This is a genomic window from Bradyrhizobium sp. 154 (assembly GCF_023073875.1).
Taxonomy (GTDB): domain Bacteria; phylum Pseudomonadota; class Alphaproteobacteria; order Rhizobiales; family Xanthobacteraceae; genus Bradyrhizobium.
On record NZ_JADPKG010000043.1, the window covers coordinates 1 to 22,503 of the forward strand.

Annotated in this window: 19 protein-coding genes and 2 pseudogenes; 12 read left to right on the top strand and 9 right to left on the bottom strand. The window is 63.2% G+C overall.

Annotated elements, in window-relative coordinates; genetic code table 11:
• Positions 1 to 99 (top strand): annotated as a pseudogene (locus IVA92_RS09410) (IS5/IS1182 family transposase); the annotation flags it as partial.
• A gap of 163 nt (positions 100 to 262) precedes the next feature.
• Here the strand turns inward: IVA92_RS09410 and IVA92_RS09415 are convergent.
• Together IVA92_RS09415 and IVA92_RS09420 are read right to left on the bottom strand one after the other, a co-directional pair.
• On the bottom strand, positions 263 to 679 hold the full coding sequence (locus IVA92_RS09415; protein WP_247415943.1) for a hypothetical protein: 417 nt from the start codon (positions 677 to 679) through the stop codon (positions 263 to 265).
• Positions 680 to 719: 40 nt separating this feature from the next.
• The gene (locus IVA92_RS09420) at positions 720 to 1,010 is read right to left on the bottom strand and encodes a hypothetical protein (RefSeq protein WP_247280769.1); all 291 of its coding nucleotides are present in this window, start codon (positions 1,008 to 1,010) and stop codon (positions 720 to 722) included.
• A 1,019-nt stretch (positions 1,011 to 2,029) separates the two neighbouring features.
• Between IVA92_RS09420 and IVA92_RS09425 the strand changes: the two genes are divergently transcribed.
• From IVA92_RS09425 to IVA92_RS09435, 3 genes are all read left to right on the top strand, one after another.
• Positions 2,030 to 2,212, top strand: a complete 183-nt coding sequence (locus tag IVA92_RS09425) for a hypothetical protein (RefSeq protein WP_247280862.1) — start codon at positions 2,030 to 2,032, stop codon at positions 2,210 to 2,212.
• Positions 2,213 to 3,174: 962 nt separating this feature from the next.
• The gene (locus IVA92_RS09430) at positions 3,175 to 4,713 is read left to right on the top strand and encodes an EAL domain-containing protein (RefSeq protein WP_247280770.1); all 1,539 of its coding nucleotides are present in this window, start codon (positions 3,175 to 3,177) and stop codon (positions 4,711 to 4,713) included.
• Between the two features lie 71 nt (positions 4,714 to 4,784).
• Complete coding sequence (locus IVA92_RS09435; RefSeq protein ID WP_247280771.1) at positions 4,785 to 5,150, top strand: VanZ family protein; 366 nt, start codon at positions 4,785 to 4,787, stop codon at positions 5,148 to 5,150.
• A 48-nt stretch (positions 5,151 to 5,198) separates the two neighbouring features.
• On the opposite strand, the gene IVA92_RS09440 is transcribed toward IVA92_RS09435, so the two are convergent.
• The 3 genes from IVA92_RS09440 to IVA92_RS09450 all read right to left on the bottom strand — a co-directional run bounded on the left by IVA92_RS09440 (position 5,199) and on the right by IVA92_RS09450 (position 6,672).
• Positions 5,199 to 5,645 carry a CHRD domain-containing protein gene (locus IVA92_RS09440; RefSeq protein WP_247280772.1) on the bottom strand — a complete coding sequence of 149 codons (447 nt, stop codon included), beginning with the start codon at positions 5,643 to 5,645 and terminating at the stop codon, positions 5,199 to 5,201.
• Between the two features lie 135 nt (positions 5,646 to 5,780).
• Entirely contained in the window at positions 5,781 to 6,065 is a 285-nt protein-coding gene (locus IVA92_RS09445) for a hypothetical protein (RefSeq protein WP_247458298.1), read from the bottom strand.
• Between the two features lie 163 nt (positions 6,066 to 6,228).
• On the bottom strand, positions 6,229 to 6,672 hold the full coding sequence (locus tag IVA92_RS09450; protein WP_247280774.1) for a hypothetical protein: 444 nt from the start codon (positions 6,670 to 6,672) through the stop codon (positions 6,229 to 6,231).
• Positions 6,673 to 7,004: 332 nt separating this feature from the next.
• On the opposite strand from IVA92_RS09450, the gene IVA92_RS09455 reads away from it, so the two are divergent.
• The 5 genes from IVA92_RS09455 (at position 7,005) to IVA92_RS09475 (ending at position 13,930) form a co-directional block, all read left to right on the top strand.
• The gene (locus tag IVA92_RS09455; protein ID WP_247280775.1) at positions 7,005 to 7,673 is read left to right on the top strand and encodes a hypothetical protein; all 669 of its coding nucleotides are present in this window, start codon (positions 7,005 to 7,007) and stop codon (positions 7,671 to 7,673) included.
• Positions 7,674 to 7,693: 20 nt separating this feature from the next.
• Positions 7,694 to 9,844, top strand: coding sequence for an adenylate/guanylate cyclase domain-containing protein (locus tag IVA92_RS09460; RefSeq protein WP_247280776.1), 2,151 nt, complete (start codon positions 7,694 to 7,696; stop codon positions 9,842 to 9,844).
• Between the two features lie 344 nt (positions 9,845 to 10,188).
• The gene (locus tag IVA92_RS09465) at positions 10,189 to 10,794 is read left to right on the top strand and encodes an NYN domain-containing protein (protein ID WP_247280857.1); all 606 of its coding nucleotides are present in this window, start codon (positions 10,189 to 10,191) and stop codon (positions 10,792 to 10,794) included.
• A gap of 278 nt (positions 10,795 to 11,072) precedes the next feature.
• Positions 11,073 to 12,377 carry a nicotinate phosphoribosyltransferase gene (gene pncB / locus IVA92_RS09470; protein WP_247280777.1) on the top strand — a complete coding sequence of 435 codons (1,305 nt, stop codon included), beginning with the start codon at positions 11,073 to 11,075 and terminating at the stop codon, positions 12,375 to 12,377.
• A 245-nt stretch (positions 12,378 to 12,622) separates the two neighbouring features.
• The gene (locus IVA92_RS09475; RefSeq protein ID WP_247280778.1) at positions 12,623 to 13,930 is read left to right on the top strand and encodes a GGDEF domain-containing protein; all 1,308 of its coding nucleotides are present in this window, start codon (positions 12,623 to 12,625) and stop codon (positions 13,928 to 13,930) included.
• A 14-nt stretch (positions 13,931 to 13,944) separates the two neighbouring features.
• Here the strand turns inward: IVA92_RS09475 and IVA92_RS09480 are convergent, their stop codons facing one another.
• Positions 13,945 to 14,565 (bottom strand): TetR/AcrR family transcriptional regulator, encoded by a 621-nt coding sequence (locus IVA92_RS09480; protein WP_247280858.1) that lies wholly within the window; start codon positions 14,563 to 14,565, stop codon positions 13,945 to 13,947.
• Positions 14,566 to 14,616: 51 nt separating this feature from the next.
• On the opposite strand from IVA92_RS09480, the gene IVA92_RS35980 reads away from it, so the two are divergent.
• Together IVA92_RS35980 and IVA92_RS09485 are read left to right on the top strand one after the other, a co-directional pair.
• Entirely contained in the window at positions 14,617 to 14,883 is a 267-nt protein-coding gene (locus IVA92_RS35980; protein ID WP_346015460.1) for a hypothetical protein, read from the top strand.
• Positions 14,884 to 15,240: 357 nt separating this feature from the next.
• Positions 15,241 to 18,646, top strand: a pseudogene (locus IVA92_RS09485) (acyl-[ACP]--phospholipid O-acyltransferase).
• A 21-nt stretch (positions 18,647 to 18,667) separates the two neighbouring features.
• Here the strand turns inward: IVA92_RS09485 and tcuB are convergent.
• Together tcuB and tcuA are read right to left on the bottom strand one after the other, a co-directional pair.
• Positions 18,668 to 19,774, bottom strand: coding sequence for a tricarballylate utilization 4Fe-4S protein TcuB (tcuB, locus tag IVA92_RS09490; protein WP_247280779.1), 1,107 nt, complete (start codon positions 19,772 to 19,774; stop codon positions 18,668 to 18,670).
• Positions 19,761 to 21,152, bottom strand: a complete 1,392-nt coding sequence (gene tcuA, locus IVA92_RS09495) for an FAD-dependent tricarballylate dehydrogenase TcuA (protein ID WP_247280780.1) — start codon at positions 21,150 to 21,152, stop codon at positions 19,761 to 19,763. The genes tcuB and tcuA overlap by 14 nt, the downstream gene beginning before the upstream one ends.
• A 151-nt stretch (positions 21,153 to 21,303) precedes the next feature.
• Between tcuA and IVA92_RS09500 the strand changes: the two genes are divergently transcribed.
• Entirely contained in the window at positions 21,304 to 21,987 is a 684-nt protein-coding gene (locus IVA92_RS09500) for a GntR family transcriptional regulator (protein ID WP_247280781.1), read from the top strand.
• Between the two features lie 12 nt (positions 21,988 to 21,999).
• Here the strand turns inward: IVA92_RS09500 and ybaK are convergent, their stop codons facing one another.
• Positions 22,000 to 22,473, bottom strand: coding sequence for a Cys-tRNA(Pro) deacylase (gene ybaK / locus IVA92_RS09505; protein WP_247280782.1), 474 nt, complete (start codon positions 22,471 to 22,473; stop codon positions 22,000 to 22,002).
• Positions 22,474 to 22,503 lie beyond the last annotated feature (30 nt).

Below are 22,503 nucleotides of genomic sequence, written 5' to 3' on the forward strand. Positions count from 1 at the left end.
TGCCGGCGCCTCTCCAAAGACTTCGAACGCTCTGCCGCTACCGAGCTCGCTTGGCTGCTCGCCGCCCATCTAAGGCTCCTAATTCGCCGTCTAGCCAGAACCTTGATAGCGTCCACGCGCTTTTTGAGTCAGGCTCTCAGGATGAGGACGAAGCGCGCGCAAGCAGTTTCAACGGGCACCGGCGCCGATTATCTGGTTCACCTTTGCCTAGGAGGAGGTGCCCTCCTCGGCTCGCACCGATTCAACCAAAGCTCATCTCGCTTTAGCTGTTGAGCTGCGGCGGCTTGAAATCCGGAAAGCGCGTGAGCATTGCGGTCTTGACGAACTTCAAGTGAGCAATGCTGCTTGCCAATTCCTTGAGCCGTCGCTGGCCATTCGAGATGTCGGCCGCGAAGAGATCCTGATGATAATTGTCGAGCGGCTCTCGCTCGAGATATTCATCGGTGCCATTTCCGAAGGTGACGGACGCACGCGCGAGGGCATCATCAACACGCCGGTTGAGGCCGGCCTGCTCCCTCTCCGCCTCCTGCAATGCTGTTTCAATCGCCGCCAGGACGGCACCGATCCGCACGCGGTCGGTCTCCGCATCACGCTCGACAGAGCGCGCCTTAAAACCCTTGGTCTCGCGGCGGGAGCCGAGAAGATTGTGTGCGCGCGCTCTCAGGAACAGCTGAAACATTTGGGCCATCCCACATTCGAGATCAGGCGGCTACCATCGGTCAGACATAGTTAACAAAGCCTAAATCTTGCGCCCGCTCCGCCTGGCTTTGTTCGATCCATGCCCGCCAGGCTCGTTCGTGCCTGGAATAGAGCTCAAGCCAGCGAAACTCGGTCGCGGCGGCGGCTGCTTCGCTCACGCAAATCTCCGACGCGAATTGCACCTTATTGTTCGGTGAAAGATCCAGCGCTTCGAACTCCGCAGTTTCCTGCAGCGAAAGGCCGATCAGGACACGACGCCCTTGGGCGTCGACGAAATACCTACGGGGCGCATTGCGCCTTTGATCAATCATCTCGAATGGCCCTCATCCATGATCCAAGGCCCTGGAAGATCTTTCAGCCGACGATCAAAGCTACGAACAAACGCGACCAAAATGAGGACGCAAGTCGCGCCCAGCAACACAATCAAATACGCCATCTACGCCTACCCTGCGAGCCGCGAAAAATCGAGATGACTAAACTCTCGCCATGAACTGATCCGTCTTAAGTTGCCTTTCCGAAGCGCTCAAGGACCGCGCCACGTTAACCTAACTGCACATGGTTATTCGACGTTGCCACAACATCAACTCCAACCGAAACGTCGCGCCCCTGGTGTTGCCATCACGATGGACGCTCGCTTTGCCTGACTCTCATCGAGGCCGGCGTGTAGGGCGCATAGAGACGATATCGCGCTGATCGCTTGCGCGAGCGCCACGCCCGCACACCATAGCCGCAGCAAAAGCCAGCTGCAAAAATCGACATCAAAACCAGAATTGCAAGCATGTGGAATGTTCCCAGTTTTCGGAACGCTCCTCCCGGTCCATTTCAACGTGATGTCGTGACGACTTCAAGATCATCGGCGCTGAAACTTTTGTCAGACGAACATGAAGTTTGTGCAACGTGGTGCTCGGAGTTTGGTCGTCGCGGGAAAAGCTAGGCCGGGCGGATGACGAAATCTCTCATTGTTCAAGAGCGACATCCTGCTGGCGATGCTAACCCCTGTTCACCTCGGCAAGCAGCCTGAGCCACGCGCACCGGTGATCGAGCGTGTCTGTACTCTGCGTGATGACGTCGCTTCCGACACATTTTTCGCACGCCGCTGCTGGCGATTGCAGACACCGACGAAACATCCGTGGTTATACGGAGCGTCATGCACCAACTTCATCCCGGTAAGGTTGAGCAGTTAGCTTAATCCGCGTTGGTTGTTGCGAAGTCTCGCATTTCGCTTATCCATCTTCGCACCGGGCTCCCCCAAGCCCGGCCCCACCCAAGCAAAGCCGTCGAGCGAACATGGGTCGCTTGGCGGCTTTGTCCTTATGTCGACGAGAGGATCATGTCGGTTATGGCGCGGAAGCCCTGGTCGTTCAAGGAAGACCGCCGGCTCATGGAGCTGGCCAAGTCTTCGGCTTCGCTGGAAGAGGCCGCGAAAGTTCTCCGACGCTCGCCTGATGCGATCAAGCGCATGGCGTTGCGACTCGGTCTTTCGTTGAAGTCGAAGTCGGACAAGAAGTCCTAGCGCGGAAGCGCGGCAGCGCTCACCTTGCGCCTCGCAGCCGACCTCCCGCGCTGCGGTGCACGCGAACGACGTCACCGACGAGCCCAGCAGGTCATCCCATCCTCTACAGCGCCGCAACACGCCTTCGACGCAGCCACAGCTTCATCCCGGCGGGCGGAACCGAACCAACGCTCGGGTGTTGATGCCCGACTTCACAGCGAGGCCTGGCAGTGCTCAACTTGGCCATTTCCGCGATGTTGATTTGGCTGGCGATCAATATCGCCTTCGTGGTGCTTCGGCTCCGGACCCCCCGCCATCCGGCCACGTCCCACACCCACAGGCCCAGCTCACCTTGTCCCGACGTGATTCCTCTGCGCCATCGCCTCAGGCGGTGAGCGGCGATAGACGCCCGAGGGTCCGTTCGGCTCGTTCAACCTAAAGCGCGATGAGATCAGGATGAATCGTCATCGCGCTTAGGTTTTTGTTTGAGCATGATCTTTTCGGAAAACCGCTTCGCACTTTTCCGGATCACGCCTTAGTTGTTGGTCTTCTTCTGGGAGCCCATTCCAGGGCTGGTCCCGTAATTGGGCGTCCCCGTTCCTTTGAACGCGCCACCCATGCTGTCCGAACCGGAATTCGTCCCAGTGCCGCTGCGGGTCGCCGAAGTGGGCTGCGTGCCCGATGGCCTGTCTTTGGTTCCCTGTGCCGAGGCCGCAGAGCTCCCGGCAATTAGCGCCAGGAGAAGGATGCTTAACGTCCTGATCATACTGCTCAACTTTCCATGCTCGTTCTAATGCTTGCGCCGCGAGATCATCGGCCAGCCATCACTCCGGTCGGCCCGACCGCGCCGGTCCGCCCGTTAAACCCTATCTTAGCCCCCGCTGGCTAGGATCAATTCTCCAAGCCTTGCCTCATTTCGCCTGACCCGGATGAAACGACTGCGACCGACCCTCCCGTTTGCGGCGCTCGTGCTTGCGAGCACGATGGCGTTCGCCTTGTCCGGGCATTTCGCTGCGGACGCCGTCATTCGCCACCAGCAGGCGCATCAGCTGAACGAGTTGACCGAGGTCGTTCTGCGCCGCTCCGAATTGGCGGTCGATTTTGCCGCGGCCAGCCTGGACGAGCTCCCAAAACGCAATCTCGCCAGCTGCGAGCCCGCGGCGTTGCAAGCCATCCGCCTCCACGTCTACCAGCGCTCGGCGATCAAGGACGTCCGGCTCGTCAAGCCGGATGGCTCGGTGATCTGCTCGGCCTATTCCGAGACGCTCGAGTTCGACAAGGGATGGGCGGATCGCCATGACATGCTGCCCTCGCGCGACAAGGCGCTGTCGCTGTTCCGCGTGGAGCAGTTCGGCGGGGACGCCCTAGGCGTGCTCAGGGACATCAATGACAGCTCCGCCCTTATCGCCATTGTCGGCATCAATGCCAGCCTGTTCGACATCATGCCCGCCGAGCTGCGCGCGCACAGCGAGGTGATCCTCACCTTGAGCAATGGCGAGAAGCTCGGCGAATTCCTGCTCGATGCCGACAGGCCCCTGGTGAGACCAATCAGCTTCGAGAGGCATTCCACGCGCTTGCCGCTTCATGCCACGATCCGGCTCGAGCACGCGGTGCTCTCGAGCTGGAACAGCGAGGCCTATTGGCCGGCGCTCGCAGTCGCCCTTGGCCTTGGCACACTCTTCGGCATCCTGCTGGCACGCAGCCGCCGGATGGAAGGGCCGGTCGCCGATCTCGATCGCGGACTGGCAGCTGGCGAATTCAAGCCGTACTACCAGCCCATCTTCGACCTCAGGGCGGGCCGGATCACAGGCTGCGAGGTTTTGGCGCGCTGGGTGCGCCGAGACGGCTCGGTCGTCCCGCCGATGAACTTCATTCCGCTCGCCGAATCCAGTGGACGCATCCAGGCGATGACCTGGCAGATCCTGAGATCGGCGCTGTCCGACCTGCAGCCAATGCTGAGGGCGGACAAGACCTTCAAGCTGTCCCTGAATGTCGTGCCCAAGCAGCTGCTGAGTGCCGGCTTCGTCGAAACGCTGCGTCGCACGGTCCTGACGGCCAGGGTCTCTGCGCGCCAAATCGTGGTCGAAGTCACCGAGCGCGACGAGCTCGACGATCTTGCGCGCGCCGCGGCGGTTGTCGCCGAGCTGCGAGACCATGGCTTCCGCGTCGCCATCGACGACGTCGGCGTCGGCCATAGCGGACTGTCCCGATTGAAAGGCCTCGGCGCCGACACGATCAAGATCGACAAGTTCTTCGTGGACACGATCACCGTGGACGCGTCGACGACGATGATCGTGGAGATGCTGGTGGCGCTCGCGAGGGACCTCCATATGAGCGTGGTCGCGGAAGGCATTGAGACGGAGGAGCAGCTCCGCGCGCTGGTCGCATCCGGCGTGGAAGAGGGTCAGGGTTATCTCGTGGCGCCTCCGCTTCCGTTCGCCAAGTTTGGTGAGCTCGTCGAGTGCCGGCGCGCGGCGCAATCAGGCACGGCGGTGTCAGAGGACACGGCTTTGGTGGCGTAACGGCGGCGCGAGCTTTAACGATATTTTCTGCTTTCGAGGCAGACCGGCAACCGACCGGCTATGCTGGCGCCATGCGCAGAACCCATCTCATTGCAGCCGCGAGCATCTGCCTTGCCCTCATCGTCTACGCCACGCTGGCGAAGCTGGCAGGAAGACCCGCGCTCTTGGGCCATCACGAGGCGTACTGGGTCGTCGTGATCGAGCGCTTCAGTGCCTATGGGCTGCTCGGCTTCCTTCTTTCCTTCTTGCTGCCAGGACGGCTCGGTCTGGCTTGCTCGCTCGTGATCGCGGTCGCGATGGGGCTGGAGCTGATGCAAGCGTTCATACCCGATCGGGATCCGGGCTTTCTCGACGTGCTCCAGAAGGCGGCAGGAGGCACCGTCGGCGTCATGCTCGCCCAGATGATCCTGGCGTTCTTGCCCAGACCGCCGTCCTGAAGCCACCGGTATCGCAGCAAGATGACCGTTCGGACGTACAACCGGTCCTTACTTCATCATCTGGCCGCGCAATTCACCGCCCGGGTTCGCGGCCGTATGGATGTTTGCGTACCATTTTCCGGCCAGTAGATCTGCCGCCTGCGCGTCGGTGAGCGTGGCACTGCCTTGGATTGGGCTTTGCACTGTCTTGAACGGCAAGACGATGCCGGCGTTCTTGCCGGCTTCGCCTGGGCCATGGAAATGCGCGCCCATTGCGGGTCCCGTAAGCCCGGCATAGGTGACGCTGTAAGTCAGAACTTTCGTTTCAGTGTCGTAGCTTGCCTCGGCCTTGCCTGACCCGGTTGAGCTGTTCGGGGGCACTTCATTGCTTCCCTTGAGCTCGGCTTGCAGCATCACGACTTCCGCGTTTGCCGTGCCGCTCATCGCAATGACGCTTCCTATGAGCGCGAGCGTCCCCAACAGTGCCACCGACGGCCGACACCCGGCTTTGCTCATGCATCCCTCCTGCGGACTTCGCGACCCATCGGCTGTGAACACCGACGACAGCCGGAAATTCCGCCATAGAGCTTATGCTGATTCGGGACGAACGCGGGAATTGGCCCTTCGGCCTGGGCCGGAACACGCGGAGGCTCAGGCCGCTCCACGCCTGTTGTGGAGCTGGGTGGGAGCCAGCAGTTCGGCCATCTGCCGGTGGGTGTTGTGCAGCGCCTCAACGGCGCAATCCAGATCGAAATCCGCCTCACGAACGGCTGCAAAGAACTTGGCCGTCAGCGCCAGATCGAGTTTGACGCGCGTCGTCCCGTCGCGACTCTTGCGGCGATCGAGCGACAAATGGATGGCACGCTCCCTGGCCTCCATTGCGCCGCAGCCGCAAAGCGCACCGAGCTCGTCGTATGTCATCCAGATTTGAGGCATGTTCTTCCACCACACTTGATCGGCCGCGAGACTAGTTCTCGCGTCTAAAGGCAGGGTTGCTGCAGCGCGGCCGCGGTGTGATTTCGAAGCAATAGTGTCAATGCAATGCTAATCATCGCGGCGGGCACCCGCGGAGCTGCGCGGATGATCGTCGATTTGGCTTTCACCTGGGCGGGCCCGCCGTGAACGGATGCCGCGGCCGGGAACGGCTGTCGGGCCCCTTGGGCAGCTTGTCGGCATTGAGCTTCACGACCGCGCTCCTGATATCGGCAGCCGGGGCATCTTCCTGACTGTAGATCAGCGTCGCCTCGAATTTCACGTCAGGCGCTTGCTTCGCCGTTCCGGAGCAGATCGCCATAGCGCCGCTGAAGACGCCGGAGAGATAGACTTCGACCTCGTCACGCCCGAACACGGTCGGCGGTCCGTCGGCATGCCGGCGCGTGGTCAGAACGGCCGTGAAACGCTGGTCGTCATCGAATTGATAGGTGCCGCCATAGGTGAAGAAGCTGTCACTGCCCGAAATCCGGCCCTGGGCCAGATGCACGATACCGGTGCCTTGCGCTTGTGCGGTTCTGAACCACGCCGCGTATTTGCCTTCTTTCAGCATGGGAACATCCGTCGTGATTTTCACCCGTATTTGCAACGAACCTGTGGGGCGCGACAATGGCTGCCGCAGCGAGCATTCCGCCACGGTTAACACCCTGCCAAGTCAATCGATCAAATTCCTGCGGGCCGGGAGGCGAAGCCGGCAGCGACGTCAAAACAGTTCTAAGCCATCGTGCCCATGGCTTGATACCCGGTCGCCGATTTGAACCTGTTCCTGATAAAGTGCACCAATATCAAAGAGTGATTCTGGTCACACTTGCCTGGGCGCCCCGCTGCTAAGCATCGGACCGGACGGGGACCGGTAGAGCATCGTCGAATTGGATGAGAATTCCCATGAAAAGCCTGATCGGCGCCCTTGTCGGCGCGTTCTGTATTGCGGCCCCCGCTCTGGCGGAGACCCCGGCCGCGATTGTCGAGGATGTGCAAGGCAAGGTCGACGGCGTCGAGTTCATGGATTATGTGGCGCCGGGCAAGATCATCAAGCTCGGGCCCAAGTCCAGCGTTACCCTCAGCTATCTCAAATCCTGCTTGCGCGAAACAATCAGCGAAGGCGTCATCCTGGTCGGCACCGAGCAGAGCACCGTACAGCTTGGCGACGTTCAGCGCGCCAAGGTGCCCTGCGATACCAAGGCGGCGCAGCTCTCCGAACGCGAGGCCAACCAGAGTGCCGCGACCACCTTCCGGACCGTGCGGTCCGATGCCAAGAACGCTCCATCCAAATTGCCAACGCTCTACGGCATCGCGCCGCTGGTCCAGGCCAAGAGCGGCAGCACGCTCGTGATCGAGCGCACCGACGGCAAGGAGCCCACGATCAGCGTGCCGCTCAAGAACGACGTCATGATCCGCGGCAAATTCTATGACTTTGCCAAGGCCGGAAAGTCACTGACCCCGGGCGGCAGCTATCTCGCCATTCTCGGCGCCAAGCGTTACGCCTTCCAAGTCGACGCCGGCGCCACGGCATCGCCTACCCCGGTTATCGGCCGCCTGCTGCGGCTCGAATAGACGGACCTAGCGAGGCCGCGATGCGGCGGATCGGCAGGCGGGACATCGTTGCGGCGATCCTGATTGCGCTCCTCGCGGGCGCGATCGTCATGTCTCCGCCGCTTCAGACGCTGCAGGGCCTGTCGCTCGACATCCTCACCGCGCTGCGCGGCAAGCTGGCCGGTGAGCGCCGCGATCCTGCAATGTCGCCAGTCGTTGTAGTCGCGATCGATGCGGAAACCTACGACACGCCGCCCTTCAAGGGATCGCCGACGCAAACCTGGACGCGTGAGATTGGACGGATGCTCGGCAGCATCACCGAGGGCGGCGCCAAGGTCATCGGCTTCGACGTAATCTTTCCGAGCTCGATCGAGCAGTCCGAGATTCTCTTCGGCGACGCGCCGCTCGGCACCCGCATGAAGGGTTTTGATCGGGATTATCTGATCGCCCTGCGGCAAATCTCCGACGGCGGCAAACTGGTGCTCGGCGAAATCCTGAACAACGACCACCCGGAAGTGCCCTATCGCGCACAGCAAGTGGCCGTGCGCAACACCATCCGCGCGCTCAACGTACACACTGATCCCGACGACGTGATCCGGCGCATGCCATTGAGCTTTGCCATCGAGGGCAAGCCTGTCCCCGCGATGGCGGTCGAGCTGGCTGCGCGTGCGCTTGGCGCAAAGCCTGAGATTGCGCCGTCCGGCGCGACCGAGTTGTCCGGCTATGCGATCCCGAGCGCGATGCCGAATACAATCACACTCAACTTTCGCGGGCTGGGACGCGACGTTCCGACCTTCTCCTTCGCCGACCTGCGCGCCTGTGTCGAGAAGGGCGATCGCGATTTCTTTCGCCGCGCCTTCGACGGCAAGGTCGTGCTGCTCGGCACGGTCCTGAATTTCGAGGACCGTAAGCTCACCTCGATGCGCTTGTCTGGCGGATATGACGGCACGCCGGCGGCGCGATGCGCCCTGCCCGCGCCGGAGCGTGGCGCGCAACGCCCCCGCAGCGATGTCGCCGGCGTCTTCGTGCACGCCACCGTCGTTCGCAACTTGATCGAACGCGACGCCGTGACCGAGCTCGGCTTTCCCGCGCGGAGCATCCTCACAATCCTGTTCGCGCTCGTCATCGCTTGCGCCGCCTGCGTGCTTGCACCGAGCGGCGCCCTGATCGCCTGGCTCGGCCTCACCGCCGTTTACGCCGCCATGGCTGTCGGTGCGTTCGTTCGCGCACTGGCACTGCCGCTGACCGAGCCTGCGCTCGCAAGTCTTGCCGCGCTCGCGATGATGATCGGCTACCGCTTCGTGCTGGCTGATCGCGACGAGCGCTTCCTGCGCAAGAGCTTTGCGTTCTATCTCGCGCCTGAAGTGATCGACACCATGGTTGCATCCGGCAAGATGCCGGCGCTCGGCGGCGAGATGCGCAACGTCACCATGTTCTTCTCCGACCTCAGCGGCTTCTCAGCGATCGCGGAGACGATGACACCTGGCGAGCTTGTGACCCTGATGAACGAATATCTGTCCGCCATGACCGACATCATCGAGGGCCATGGCGGCTACGTCGACAAATATATCGGCGATTCCATCGTCGCCATGTTCGGCGCCCCGGCCGACGACGTCGCACATGCGCGCAATGCGGTGCGTGCCGCGCTGAAATGCCACGAGAAGCTCGCAGAGCTCAACGCCAACAATGCCGCCTTTGCGGGCCACGGCCTGTCGCATCGCATCGGCCTCAACAGCGGCGAAGCCGTGGTCGGCAACATCGGCTCGCGCCGCCGCTTCAACTACACCGTGATGAGCGACACCGTGAACGTTGCCTCGCGGCTCGAGGGCGCCAACAAATATTACGGCACCGCGATCATGGCCTCCGAAACCACGATGGCGCAGACCGGTGACACCTTCGCCTGGCGCGAGCTCGATGCGATCAGGGTGTTGGGACGCGGCGAGGCGGTCAGGGTGTTCGAGCCGCTGGCGGAGAGAGGCGCGGCGAGCGCCGAGCAGGCGAAGGTGGCCGCGGTGTATGCGGAGGGGTTGGCCTGCTGGCGGGCCAGGGATTTTGTGAAGGCGGCCGAAGCGTTCGAGAGCGCGGCGAAGATCGATCCGTCGTCGGCGCTATTCGCCAAACGCGCCAGAATGCTAATCGCGAATCCGCCCGCGTCGGATTGGAGACCGGTCAATATGCTGGAGGGGAAGTAGCAGTTGATCGCCTCCCTCCAGGGCAGGGTAAACGCGTGCCACCCTAAACCGGCAGCTCCGGGAGGCGCGGATGGGGAGGAAGTCTGACGACCTCGGCCTTTGTTGGCCGGCACGGCCACTTACCTTCGTATATGGTGTCCTATCCTTTGGATAGAGGCCGTTTACCTCAGTACAATTGAGTACGGAATGCTCGCGCCTTAGCGTGACTGCATTCGGCGCCCTGGCGCTGGTGGCATGAAACCTCCCTGACCTTGGCGCAAGACGGCCACCCCTGTCCGGTCGTCTGCGCCGCTTTTTTCAGCAAGCCATCGCCAGCTTTTTGCGAAACTGGAGATTTGTGCACAATGTCTTCTCTTGAGAAGATCGCACTCTTTATCGATGGCTCCAATCTGTATGCCACCTCCAAAGCGCTCGGCTTCGACATCGATTTCAGGCGGTTGCTCAGCGAATTTCAAAGCCGAGGTGCACTGTTGCGCGCCTTTTACTACACGACCGTCATCGAGGATCAGGAGTTTTCGTCAATCCGCCCGTTGATCGATTGGCTCGATTATAATGGGTACACCGTCATCACCAAGCTCGCCAAGGAGTTCGTCGACGCCACCACCGGCCGCCGCAAGGTGAAGGGCTGCATGGATGTCGAGCTCGCCGTGAGTGCGATGGAGCTCGCCGAACACGTCGATCAGATCGTATTGTTCTCGGGCGATGGGGACTTTCGTTCCCTCGTGGAAGCCCTGCAACGCGGCGGTGTCCGCGTGACGGTCGTCTCCACGCTCTCCACTCAGCCGCCCATGGTCGCCGACGACCTGCGCCGACAGGCGGACGTATTCCTCGATTTGGCAGACCTGAAACCAAAAGTGGGGCGCGATCCCGCCGACCGGCCCCGCGAGCTTCGGCAGCCACCGCAATTCCTCGCGCGCGGATCGATCGATCGGGGCGACCGGGTGGAATGATCCTGGGACGGCCGCCGGCACCGTCGAGCACCCTGCCTTCCAGCGTGATGCGTTCGCCCTTGGTGCTCGGCGTCACCAGGACGTCCAAAAGTTCTTCTTGAAGACGTCGAAGCCGGCCATCGCCCGCACGCGAAGGTTGGCCGGCTGCCGATGTTCATGGCGAGCCAGCTCCAGACTGTCGCGGCGATGGCTGCCGCTTGAGCCGGCCCCACCCCACGAAAACCTGATTCCCGCCAAACCCACTGGTTGCGCACGGGGAGCCACGCTAAAATCGCGCCATGACAGTGACCGACATTGCGAGCCGAACCTACAATCACAGCTGGCGGCTGGATCCCATCATCCGCAGCCTGCTCGATACCGATTTCTACAAGCTGTTGATGTTACAGATGATTCGGGAGGATTACCCGAATCAGCAGGTGACGTTTTCGGTCATCAACCGCTCGCGCCATGTGCGTCTCGCCGAGATCATCGACGTGGGCGAGCTGCGCGCCCAGCTCGACCATGCCCGCACCATCCGCTTCACCAAGAAGGAGCTGATCTGGCTTGCCGGTAACACCTTCTACGGCAAGACCCACATGTTCTCGGCGGACTTCATCCGCTGGCTGGCCGAATTCCGCCTGCCCGAATACGAGCTGCGCAAGGTCGACGGCCAGTACGAGCTGCATTTCCACGGCCCCTGGACCCACACCACGATGTGGGAGATTCCGGCACTCGCGATCCTCAACGAGCTGCGCTCGCGCGCAGCGATGAAGGGCCGCGGCCGCTTCGAGCTCGACGTGCTCTACGCCCGCGCCAAGGCCAAGCTGTGGACCAAGGTGGAGCGGCTGCGCAAGCTGGAGAACCTCCGGTTGTCCGATTTCGGCACCCGCCGCCGTCACGGCTTCCTCTGGCAGCGCTGGTGTGTGGAGGCGGTGAAGGAAGGCCTCGGCTCGTCCTTCATCGGCACCTCCAACGTGCTGCTCGCGATGGACAACGATCTCGAAGCCATCGGCACCAACGCGCATGAGCTGCCGATGGTCGCGGCCGCGCTCGCCAGGGACGACGAGGAATTGCGCTGGGCGCCCTATCGCATCCTCGACCAGTGGCGCCAGACCTATGGCGGCAACCTCCTGATTGCGCTGCCCGACGCCTTTGGCACGAAAGCTTTCCTGCGCGATGCGCCGGAATGGGTCGCCGACTGGACCGGCTTCCGCCCCGATAGCGCGCCACCGATCCAGGCCGGCGAAGAGATCATCGCGTGGTGGAAGAAGATGGGCCGCAATCCCAAGGACAAGCTGCTCGTCTTCTCCGACGCGATGGACGTCGGCTCGATCGAGGAGACCTATCACCACTTCGCTGGCCGTGTGCGGCTCTCGTTCGGCTGGGGCACTAACCTCACCAACGACTTCGTCGGCTGCACGCCGGACGGCTCGTTCAATCTCGATCCGATCTCGCTGGTCTGCAAGGTTTCGTCCGTCGACGGACATCCGGCCGTCAAGCTCTCCGACAATCCGGAGAAAGCGACCGGCCTGCCCTCGGAGATCGAGCGTTACCTGCGCGTGTTCGGCGATGCCGGACGCGTGCGCAAGCCGGTGCTGGTCTAGCAGCGGACCAGGCTTCTTTCGATCCGGTAAACCGCGCACGATGAATATGAGGCTTTGGTTCGCCGATGCCGCGCCAGTTCCGATTGACCAGTATTTGACGCGATCTGCGCGCATCCACTTCACAGCGCCTTCACCCTGGGTGCAGTCGCTCGCGTTTTCAGGTCGAGTTAAGCAACATTCTGCTCTACTTCGCGTTGCAGGCCCAACGCTCCGCTGGGATCGTTGATCGATTTGGGGAACGCAGGGTGTTTCGTAGAACAGCGACGTCGACGAAGGGACACAGTCTCCTTCACGTCATCAAGCTTGTCTCGCCTTTCGTCATGGTCGTCGTGCTCCAGGCGGCAATCGCAGGATTCAGCCTCGAGGTGATGTCCTCGGTCCGCGCCTATGTCGCCGGCGAAGCGTTGTGGTCGCGCTCGCAGAAGAATGCTGTTTACTTCCTCAATCGCTATCTGCATTCGGGCGAGGCCAGCCAGTTCGCGCAATATCGGGCCGCGCTCGCCGTTCCCATTGGCGACCAATTCGCGCGCTGGGCGCTCGAACGCGATCCGGTCGACGTCGAGGTCGCCCGCATCGGCTTTCTGCAGGGCGGCAACCATCCCGATGACGTTCCGGGACTGATCTGGCTGTATCGCTACTTCAACCGTGTCAGTTTCCTCCATGAAGCGATCCGGGAGTGGGCTGCCACCGATCCCATGCTGCTGGAGCTCAGCGTGTTCGGCGAGGTCATCCGGTCCGAGTTGGAGAACGGCCCCATTCAAAACGACGGTCGCCTGCAATTCCTGTCGTCGCGGCTCTCGGAGCTCAATACCCAATTCACGGTGCATGCCAAGCGGTTCTCCACTGTCCTCGGTGAAGGCTCTCGTGCCATCAAGGTGACGCTGACGTGCATCAACATCGTCACCGCCGCGACGCTGATCCTGCTCCTGATCTGGCATACGCGGCGGCTGGTGCTGCAACGACAGGCATTCGAGGAGGCCTTGCACGCCGAGAAAGAGCGCCTGGCCTGGCAGGCGTCGCACGACTGGCTGACCGGCCTGTCCAACCGCCGCGCCTTCGAGGCGAGCCTGCAGAGCGAGTTGGACAATGCCGCCGCGGGTCCGCTGGGACTGATCCTGCTCGACCTCGACCAGTTCAAGAGTGTCAACGATACCTGCGGTCACCTTGCCGGCGATCGCCTGCTCTGCCAGGTCTCGCGCCTCCTGCAACAGGACCGGCATGCCCATGATCTGGTGGCCCGGCTCGGAGGTGACGAATTCGGCCTGATCCTGCCGCGGTGCCCGCCCTCGAATGCCGTCGATATCGCCGAACGGCTGCGCCGATCGTTCGAGCTGTTCAATTTCGCCTGGGACGACCGTTGCTTTGCGGTGACCGCCAGCATCGGCGTCGCCTGCATCACCGACCGCAACACCACGCTCGAGGATGCGATGCGGCGCGCGGATGCCGCCTGCTACCGTGCCAAAGAGAAGGGACGCAACCGGGTTCAGGTCGACGGCGTAAGGCCGGATGTCGTCGTCGCGGCAGCCCGGCCGCGCGAAGCGGCGCGCGCTTGACGCTGCCCGCGCCGTCACCGTCGAGGCAAAATTCCAAGGCCGGCGAGATGGGCGTCGAGAAACTGCTCGATCTGCTGACGCAGCATCTGCGGCGGCACGGCCACCATGCGCTCCTCGAGGCCGAGCGAGATGATTCCATGCACGGCCGAAAACAGCGTACGCGACAAAAGCGCGATCTCCACGTCATTCGCATCCGGCAATAGCCGCACCAGCGGTGGATGCATCAGCGCGAAGGCGTCCATGACCATCTGAAGGATGTCGTCCGGATAAGGGCGATCGTCCTCCATCCGATGCTCGAACAACGAGCGCAGCAAATTGGCGTGCTCAGCAAAGAAGTCGAGATAGGTCGCGGCAAGGCCATAGAGCTGACGGACGGGATCCTTGGCAGGAACTCCGCGGAGCCGCGCTGTGAGCGCCTGAACCGTCTCCCGATTGACGGTCAGGATCACCCCATCGAAGTCGCCGAACTCGTTATAGACGCTGCCGACCGAGCAACCGGCGGCTTCCGCGACATCACGGACCTTCAATGATTTCAGCCCCTTAGCTGAAATGATGCCCCGGGCGATCTCCACGATCTGGAGCCGTCGCCCACTTTTTTTCTGCCCGCGCAGTGATTTTTCTTGAACATTGTTCATTTTCAGGCTACCCATGTGAACATTGTTCAACTTAGCCCGGAGACCTGCAAAATGCAAACTCTCGCTGTTGATATCGCCGCCACCTTCGTCGATGACGCCGCAGCTCTCGTGACCGGCTTTGGCCGCGCCCTGCTGCGGTTCGCCATGACTCCAATCGATCGCGTCGCAAATGCCTGCGACATCGCCGGCGTGCTTACTGAGCGGCGCGCGACCTTCCGGATGTGGCGGGCCAACCGTGCCCGTGGGCGTCTCGAGGGCCGCCGGTTCAGCCTGCTCGGCCGCCTCTCGCCCTTTCGCCACCTCTCCCATCTCACCTGAGACAGGCACAGCCGGCACGTTCCGATCGGCTCGAATGCAAGATCGGGTTGCAACGAAGGACTCACCATCTCCGGACATTGGCGGTCGATCTGGCGGACTTCGGCGATGCGGTTCAGCTTTTCCTCAGAACCGGCGCGATATCCGGCAAGCGCGGCCATCTCGCCCGAACTGCGGTCGCGCTCAGATATTTGCGAACCTAACGAGACCACTTGGAGACCAACAGGATCGGAAGAATCGAGGCGACGAAGCAGGCCGGCAACCGTCGTCGCCCTGCAATCACTCATCCCATACCCTTCCGGTCGTGACGCTTCACCGACAACGTAAATCTCAGGCTGCCTTTCCAAAACAGGACTAGTCATGATCAGGGAATTGATGTCGTCACGCCGCTTCGCGCCGCTGTTCTGGGCGCAATTTTTCTCGGCGCTCAATGACAACGTGCTCAAGAACGCACTCGTCATCATCCTGCTTTACAGTGCCGCGACCGGCCACGGCGATGCCCTGGTGACGATCGCAGGCGCCGTCTTCATCTTCCCCTATTTCATCCTGTCCGGGCTCGGTGGCCAGCTCGCCGACAAATACGTCAAATCCGTCGTCGCAAGGCGGCTCAAATTCGCCGAGATCTTCGCCGCTTGCTTTGCGGCCGCCGGCTTCTTCCTGCACTCAGTGCCGCTGCTGTTCGCAGCGCTCGCGCTGTTCGGCATCATCGCCGCCATGTTCGGCCCGGTGAAATACGCCATGTTGCCGGACCAGCTCGAGCTCGGCGAGCTCGCGACCGGCAACGCACTGGTCGAAGGCGCAACCTTCATGGCCATCCTGCTCGGCACCGTCGCCGGCGGCCAGTTCGTGGCCGGCTCCGCGCATATGGGCTGGGTCGCATCGGCCGTGGTCGTGCTGGCCCTGTTGTCCTGGGCCTTCGCCTCCCGCATTCCGGCGACCACGCCGTCTGCGCCCGATCTGCCCGTCAGCGCCAATCCCTGGACCTCGACGCTCAGCCTGCTGAGGACCTTGCACGCCGACCATCGGCTGTGGGACCGCACCGTGATCGTCTCCTGGTTCTGGCTCGTCGGCGCCATCGTGCTGTCGCTGCTGCCGGCGCTGGTCAAGGACGTCGTGGGCGGCACCGAGGGCGTGGTGACGCTGTGTCTTGCGATCTTCGCGATCGGCATCGCCGTCGGCTCGCTGTTCGCCGCCAGCCTCAGCCACGTTCGCCCGAACCTCGCTCTCGTGCCGATCGGCGCCATCATCATGGGATGTTCTGGCCTCGATCTCGCCTGGGCCATCGGCGTGACCACCAGGGGTCAGGACATCACCGCGGCCGGTTTCGCAACCTCGTTCGCGGGCTTGCGCATGATGATCGACTTCGTCGCCTTTGCATTCGGCGGTGGCTTGTTTGTCGTTCCCTCATTTGCGGCTGTTCAGGCCTGGTCGGCGCCGTCCGAGCGCGCCCGCATCATCGCCGCCGGCAACGTGCTGCAGGCGGCCTTCATGGTGGTCGGCTCGCTGTTCGTCGCGCTGTTGCAGGCGGCCGGCCTCCATGTCGGCTGGATCTTCTTCGGCCTCGGAGTCGCGAGCTTCGGCGCGGTGTGGTTCGTGCTGACCAAGTGGGGCAAGGAGGGCGTGCGCGACTTCGGCGGACTGCTGTTCCGCGCGCTGTTCCGCACCGAAATTCGCGGGCTCGAAAACCTGCCGCCGTCAGGCACGCGCATGCTGATCGCGCCCAACCATGTCAGTCTGATCGACGGTCCGCTGCTGCACGCGGTGCTGCCGATCGACGCCAGTTTCGCGGTGGATACCGGCATCTCGAAGGCCTGGTGGGCCAAGCCGTTCCTGCGCGTGGTCAAGCACTACACCATGGATCCAACCAAGCCACTGGCTGCGCGCGACCTGATCAAGCTCGTCGCCGCCGGTGAGCCGGTCGTGATCTTTCCCGGAAGGACGCATCACCGTCTCGGGCTCGCTGATGAAGGTCTATGACGGCACCGCGATGATCGCTGACAAGGCCGACGCGGTGGTCGTGCCCGTCCGCATCGAGGGCGCGCAGCGCTCGCATCTCAGCTATCTCAATAGCAGCCAGATCAAGCGCTCCTGGTTTCCGCGGGTGACGGTCACCATCCTGCCGCCGGTCAAGCTTCCGGTCGACCCGTCGCTGAAGGGCAAGGCGCGCCGCAACGCCGCCGGCGGCGCGCTTCAGGACGTGATGATCGATGCTCTCGTGAAGAACGCGATGCTCGATCAGACGCTGTTCGAGGCGCTCGGCCACGCCTATCGCGACCGCGACACCGGCAAGGTCATCGTCGAAGACGCGCTCGGCACCAAGCTGACCTATCGCAAGCTGATTCTCGGCGCGCAGGTCTTGAGCCGCAAGCTCGAGGCAGGCACCGCCGCCGGCGAGAATGTCGGCGTGCTGCTGCCGAACTCGGCAGGCGTCGCCGTTGTCTTCATGGCGTTGCAAAGCATCGGCCGGGTGCCTGCGATGCTCAACTTCTCCGCCGGCCCGGTCAATGTGCTCGCCGCCATGAAGGCGGCGCAGGTCAAGACCGTGCTGACGTCGAAAGCCTTCATCGACAAGGGCAAGCTCGACAAACTGATGGCGGCGGTCTCCGCAGAGGCGCGAATCATCTATCTCGAGGATGTCCGCGCCTCGATTGGCGTGGCCGACAAGATCAAGGGCCTGCTCGCAAGCACCGCGCCGCGCGTCACCCGCCAGGCCAACGATCCGGCCGTCGTGCTGTTCACGTCGGGCTCGGAAGGAACGCCCAAGGGCGTGGTGCTGTCCCATCGCAACATCCTCGCCAACGCGGCGCAGGCGCTGGCGCGGGTCGACGCCAACGCCAACGACAAGGTGTTCAACGTGCTGCCGGTGTTCCACTCCTTCGGGTTGACTGGCGGAATGATGATGCCGTTGCTGGCGGGCATTCCGATCTACATGTACCCCTCGCCGCTGCATTACCGGATCGTGCCCGAGCTGATCTACCAGACCGGCGCCACCATCCTGTTCGGCACCGACACGTTCCTCACCGGCTATGCACGCTCGGCGCACGCCTACGACTTCCGCACCCTGCGCCTCGTGATCGCCGGCGCCGAAGCGGTCAAGGACCGGACGCGTCAGGTGTTCATGGAGCGCTACGGCATCCGCATCCTCGAAGGCTATGGCGTCACCGAGACTGCGCCGGTGCTGGCGATGAACACGCCGATGGCCAACCGTCCGGGCACCGTCGGCCGCCTGTCGCCGCTAATGGAAAGCCGGCTGGATCCGGTCCCCGGCATCGAGGACGGCGGTCGCCTCTCGGTGCGCGGACCGAACGTGATGCTCGGATATCTGCGGGCTGAAAATCCCGGCGTGCTCGAGCCGCTGGCAGAAGGCTGGCACGACACCGGCGACATCGTTTCGATCGACGCGGCCGGCTTCATCACCATCAAAGGCCGCGCCAAGCGCTTTGCCAAGATCGCGGGCGAAATGGTCTCGCTGTCGGCGGTCGAGAGCATCGCGACGACGCTGTGGCCGCAGGCCGCATCGGTCGCCGTCTCGATCCCGGACCAGCGCAAAGGCGAGCGCATCGTGCTGCTGACGACGGAGAAGAACGCCGAGCGCAGCGCGATGCAGGCCCAGGCCAAGGCGCTCGGAGCGTCCGAGCTGACCGTTCCCGCGGCGATCATGGTGGTCGACAAGGTGCCGCTGCTCGGCACCGGCAAGACCGACTATGTCACGGCAACAACAATGGCCCGCGAGCAAGCGTCGGCACCGGAGCGCGAGGTGGCGTGACGACCGATCGGGGCAAGCCTCTCAAGCGCTGGCTTCGCTACGCCGCTCCTGTGCGTAACGCACCAGCGCCGCGAAGCGATAGATGCCGTGCACGAACTTGCCATAGGGCATGGTGATGAACAGCGCGAACACCGCGCCGAGATGCAGCGCCAGCAGCGGCCCCATCGCAGAGGTCTCGCGCAGGAGCAGGAGGGCCATGCCCGTAAGACCCGTCAGGAACAGCATGGCGATGAAGCCCACGTCCATGCCGTAGCGGCTCTCGTCGAGCAACGCTGGATCGCGGCGCATCTTGGCGGCGAAGAGCCCGATCGGCCCAATGATCAGGCCGATGCCGCCGAGCGTGCCGAGCACGACAGGCAGGTCCCACCACGGATAAGGCGCCTCCCGGCCGAGCACATAATGATACAGCGTGGCGACGGACGTCGCCGCAAAGCACAGCAGGAAGCCGTAGAAGGTCAGGTGGTGATAGAGCTTGCGCCGATCGGTCGGCTTGTCGTCTTCGTTGTAGCAGCCGACGCCGCCGCCATGGAGGTAACGCAGCTCGCCGGCATCGCGGATCGCTTGAAAAATCGAACCGCCGTCGGCGCGGCCGCCAATCGGCGGACCGATGTCACGCCAGAAGGCGCGCACGCTCAATACGAGCGCGAGGATCGCATAAAGCAAGGCAGCGCTGAACAGCGCGGCCATCGCGTTATGGGGCATCAGCCTGTAGAACGCGCCGGGTCCGGTGTGCACGCCGAACAGCACGCTGCGGTCGTTCCAAATGGCGAAGCCGAGGATGAAGACGGCCATGCTGAGCGCGGCGATGATGCTGATGACCAGCCCGTTGCGGGCAAATGTGCCTGATAGCGCCTGCGGCCAGGCATAGGCTGCGTAGGACTCGGCGCGCACAATTGCCAGCGTCTTCGGAACGTTGACGTTGAATTCGTGCGGCGGCGAGAACTGGCAGTCGACATAGCAGGCGCCGCAGCCATGGCAGAGATTGGCGAGATAATTGAGATCGCCGTCGGAGAAGGCGCGGCGCATCTCCATGGCCGGAAACACCGCGCACAGACCCTCGCAATAGCGGCAGGAATTGCAGACCGTCATCAGACGGTCGGCTTCGTCCAAAATCCTAGTTGCGTGCATGCTTTGCCGCTTCCCGTCCTGCGATCCGCCCGAACACGCTGCCGATGGTCATGCCCATGCCGGCGGCATAACCCTTGCCGAGCACGTTGCCGGCCATGATCTCGCCGGCCGCGAACATGTTGGCCGACGGCCTGCCGTCAGCCATCAGCATCCGCGCCTCCTTGTTCACGCGCGTGCCGAGATAGGTGAAGGTGATGCCGGGCCGCACCGGATAGGCCAGATAAGGCGGCGTCGCGATCCGGCGCGCCCAATGGGTTTTCTGCGGCGTGATGCCTTCGGTGCGGCAGTCATCGAGGATGGTGTGATCGAAGGTGCCGGGCCGCACCGCAGCGTTGAATTCGGTGATCGTCTTCTCCAGCGCGGCCGGATCGAGATCTAACTTGGCGGCGAGCTCGGTCACCGTCTGCCCGGCGATCGGCGGAAACAGCGTGGGCATGAAGCTCGTGACCACTGTCGAGTCGAAGATGATGTAGGCGATTTGGTCGGGCTGCGCCGCGACCAGCCGGCCCCAGATCGCGTAGCGCTTCGGCCAGATGTCCTCGCCTTCATCGTAAAAGCGTTGCGCATGCTTGTTGACGACGATACCGAACACGACGGAGTCATGGCGGGTGATGATGCCGCCGTCGAATTTCGGCGCACGGGCGTCGATCGCGACCGCATGGCACTGTGTGGGATCGCCGACTTCCTGCACACCCTTATCGAGCAGCATCTTCAGGATCGAGCCGCGGTTATAGGGCGTGCCCCGGATCAGGAAATTGTCGGCGGCCTCGCCCCAATATTGCTTCAGCCATTCGATGTTGGCCTCGAACCCGCCGGCCGCCGCCACCAGCGAGGTCGCGCGGATCTCGATCTCGCCGTTGACCGGCCGCTTAAGGCGGGCGGCGAGGAACATGCCATGCTCGATAACTAGGTCGATGACTTCGGCATCGTACTCGACCTCGACGCCGAGCTGCTCGGCGGTGAGATAGAGCGCATTCAGCATCGCTCGCCCGCCGCCGAGGAAGAACGAGTTGGTGCGGCCGAGGCTCAGCGTGCCGCCGAGGGAGGGCTGCCAGCGCACGCCCTGCTCGACGATCCAGTTGAGAATGTCCTTGGACTCCCGGATCATATGACGGGCCAGCACCTCGTCGGTTTGCCCGCCGGTGACGCGCAGCAGGTCCTCCCAGAACTCCTCCTCGGTGTAGGGGCCGGTCAGGATTTCGGTCGCGGCATCATGGGCGCAGCGCATGTTGCGGGTGTGACGGGTGTTGCCGCCGCGATAGAATTTTGGCGCCCCCTCGAGCACCAGCACCGACGCCCCACCCCGGCGCGCGGCGATCGCTGCGCACAGAGCGGCATTGCCGCCGCCGATCACCAGCACATCATATTTGCTGCCCATACCGTCTGCCCGATGGCACGCCAGATTAGAGACAATTGCCGTCAGCGGCCATGTCCAAGCACGACCGCTGTTGCGTACCTTTGTATACAAAGATATACATAGGCGGCGCAAGCGGCGCGTCGTGCATGGGCAGGATGCGCATCGAGGGACAATGGCCAGACGCCCGGCAAGGACAGGCGGAACGATCGCGCGCGGCGGTGGTGTCGCGCTGGGCGAAGCGGTGTTCCGTTCGCTCTGCGAGGCGCTTCAGGCCGGCACCTACCGTGCCGGCGACCGCCTGCGCGAGGAAGAGGTCGCGCAGCGGCTGAAGGTCAGCCGCACCCCGGTTCGCGAAGCCCTGGGACGCCTCGCGGCACGCGGCTTCGTCGAGCCAGCCGGCGGCCGCGGGCTGATCGTGCGCAACCTCGACATTTCTGAGGTGCTCGAGCTCTACGCCATGCGCGAGATCATGGAAGGCGCCGCTGCGCGCCTAGCCACCGAACACGCCTCCACCACGGAGATCGACGCGCTCCGCGATATCGAGCAAGCCTTTGTCGAGACCTCCGCCAGCCACGCTGCCGAACTGGCGCGGCTCAACCGCGCCTTCCACGAGGCGATCTGCCGCGCCGCGCGCAACCGCTATCTCGACAATGCGTCGCGCGAATTGCAGGACTGGATCGCCCTGCTCGGACTGACCACCTTCACCATGACAGGCCGCCCCAAGACAAGCCACGGCGAGCACCAGGCCATCATCGGCGCTATCGCTGCCCGCGACGGCGACAAGGCCGAGCAGCTCGCGCGCGCCCATATCCGCGAGGCGCTGCGCTGCCGGCTCAAGCTGCTGCAGAAGCAATAGGCGCGAGGCGCCTCAGGCAATCACGTCCGCGACGACTGCCGTCAGAACGTCGCGCACATCAGCCGGCCTCACCCGCACCTGCAAGCCGCGCTGGCCGCCGTTGAGATAAACCTGGTCATGCGCGAGCGCGCTCCGCTCGAGCACAGTGCGCACCGCCTTCCGCTGCCCGAACGGACTGATACCACCAACCTTGAAGCCAGTCAGGCGCTCGGCCTCTGGCGGCTTCATCATCTGCGCCGACTTGCCGCCCGCAGCGATGGCGAGCTTCTTCATGGAGACTTCCTGGTTGGACGGGACGATCACGCAGACCGGCTTGCCGTCAACCACCGCCATCAGCGTCTTCAACATGCGCGCCGGGTCTTCACCGAGCGCGGAGGCGGCCTGGAGCCCGATGCTCTCGGCGTCGGGATCGTAGTCGTAAGTGTGGAGGGTGAAGGCAACTCCGGCGGATTCAAGCGCCCGCGTGGCTGGGGTGGCTTTGGACATCAGTCACATTTACCACCGTCATTGCGAGGA

What these genes read in the sequence shown, in the direction of transcription:
- IVA92_RS09415 (WP_247415943.1), bottom strand. Translation starts at nt 679, where the DNA reads ATGTTTCAGCTGTTCCTGAGAGCGCGCGCACACAATCTTCTCGGCTCC.
- IVA92_RS09420 (WP_247280769.1), bottom strand. Translation starts at nt 1,010, where the DNA reads ATGATTGATCAAAGGCGCAATGCGCCCCGTAGGTATTTCGTCGACGCC.
- IVA92_RS09425 (WP_247280862.1), top strand. Translation starts at nt 2,030, where the DNA reads ATGTCGGTTATGGCGCGGAAGCCCTGGTCGTTCAAGGAAGACCGCCGG.
- IVA92_RS09430 (WP_247280770.1), top strand. Translation starts at nt 3,175, where the DNA reads ATGGCGTTCGCCTTGTCCGGGCATTTCGCTGCGGACGCCGTCATTCGC.
- IVA92_RS09435 (WP_247280771.1), top strand. Translation starts at nt 4,785, where the DNA reads ATGCGCAGAACCCATCTCATTGCAGCCGCGAGCATCTGCCTTGCCCTC.
- IVA92_RS09440 (WP_247280772.1), bottom strand. Translation starts at nt 5,645, where the DNA reads ATGAGCAAAGCCGGGTGTCGGCCGTCGGTGGCACTGTTGGGGACGCTC.
- IVA92_RS09445 (WP_247458298.1), bottom strand. Translation starts at nt 6,065, where the DNA reads ATGCCTCAAATCTGGATGACATACGACGAGCTCGGTGCGCTTTGCGGC.
- IVA92_RS09450 (WP_247280774.1), bottom strand. Translation starts at nt 6,672, where the DNA reads ATGCTGAAAGAAGGCAAATACGCGGCGTGGTTCAGAACCGCACAAGCG.
- IVA92_RS09455 (WP_247280775.1), top strand. Translation starts at nt 7,005, where the DNA reads ATGAAAAGCCTGATCGGCGCCCTTGTCGGCGCGTTCTGTATTGCGGCC.
- IVA92_RS09460 (WP_247280776.1), top strand. Translation starts at nt 7,694, where the DNA reads ATGCGGCGGATCGGCAGGCGGGACATCGTTGCGGCGATCCTGATTGCG.
- IVA92_RS09465 (WP_247280857.1), top strand. Translation starts at nt 10,189, where the DNA reads ATGTCTTCTCTTGAGAAGATCGCACTCTTTATCGATGGCTCCAATCTG.
- pncB (WP_247280777.1), top strand. Translation starts at nt 11,073, where the DNA reads ATGACAGTGACCGACATTGCGAGCCGAACCTACAATCACAGCTGGCGG.
- IVA92_RS09480 (WP_247280858.1), bottom strand. Translation starts at nt 14,565, where the DNA reads ATGAACAATGTTCAAGAAAAATCACTGCGCGGGCAGAAAAAAAGTGGG.
- IVA92_RS35980 (WP_346015460.1), top strand. Translation starts at nt 14,617, where the DNA reads ATGCAAACTCTCGCTGTTGATATCGCCGCCACCTTCGTCGATGACGCC.
- tcuB (WP_247280779.1), bottom strand. Translation starts at nt 19,774, where the DNA reads ATGCACGCAACTAGGATTTTGGACGAAGCCGACCGTCTGATGACGGTC.
- tcuA (WP_247280780.1), bottom strand. Translation starts at nt 21,152, where the DNA reads ATGGGCAGCAAATATGATGTGCTGGTGATCGGCGGCGGCAATGCCGCT.
- IVA92_RS09500 (WP_247280781.1), top strand. Translation starts at nt 21,304, where the DNA reads ATGGCCAGACGCCCGGCAAGGACAGGCGGAACGATCGCGCGCGGCGGT.
- ybaK (WP_247280782.1), bottom strand. Translation starts at nt 22,473, where the DNA reads ATGTCCAAAGCCACCCCAGCCACGCGGGCGCTTGAATCCGCCGGAGTT.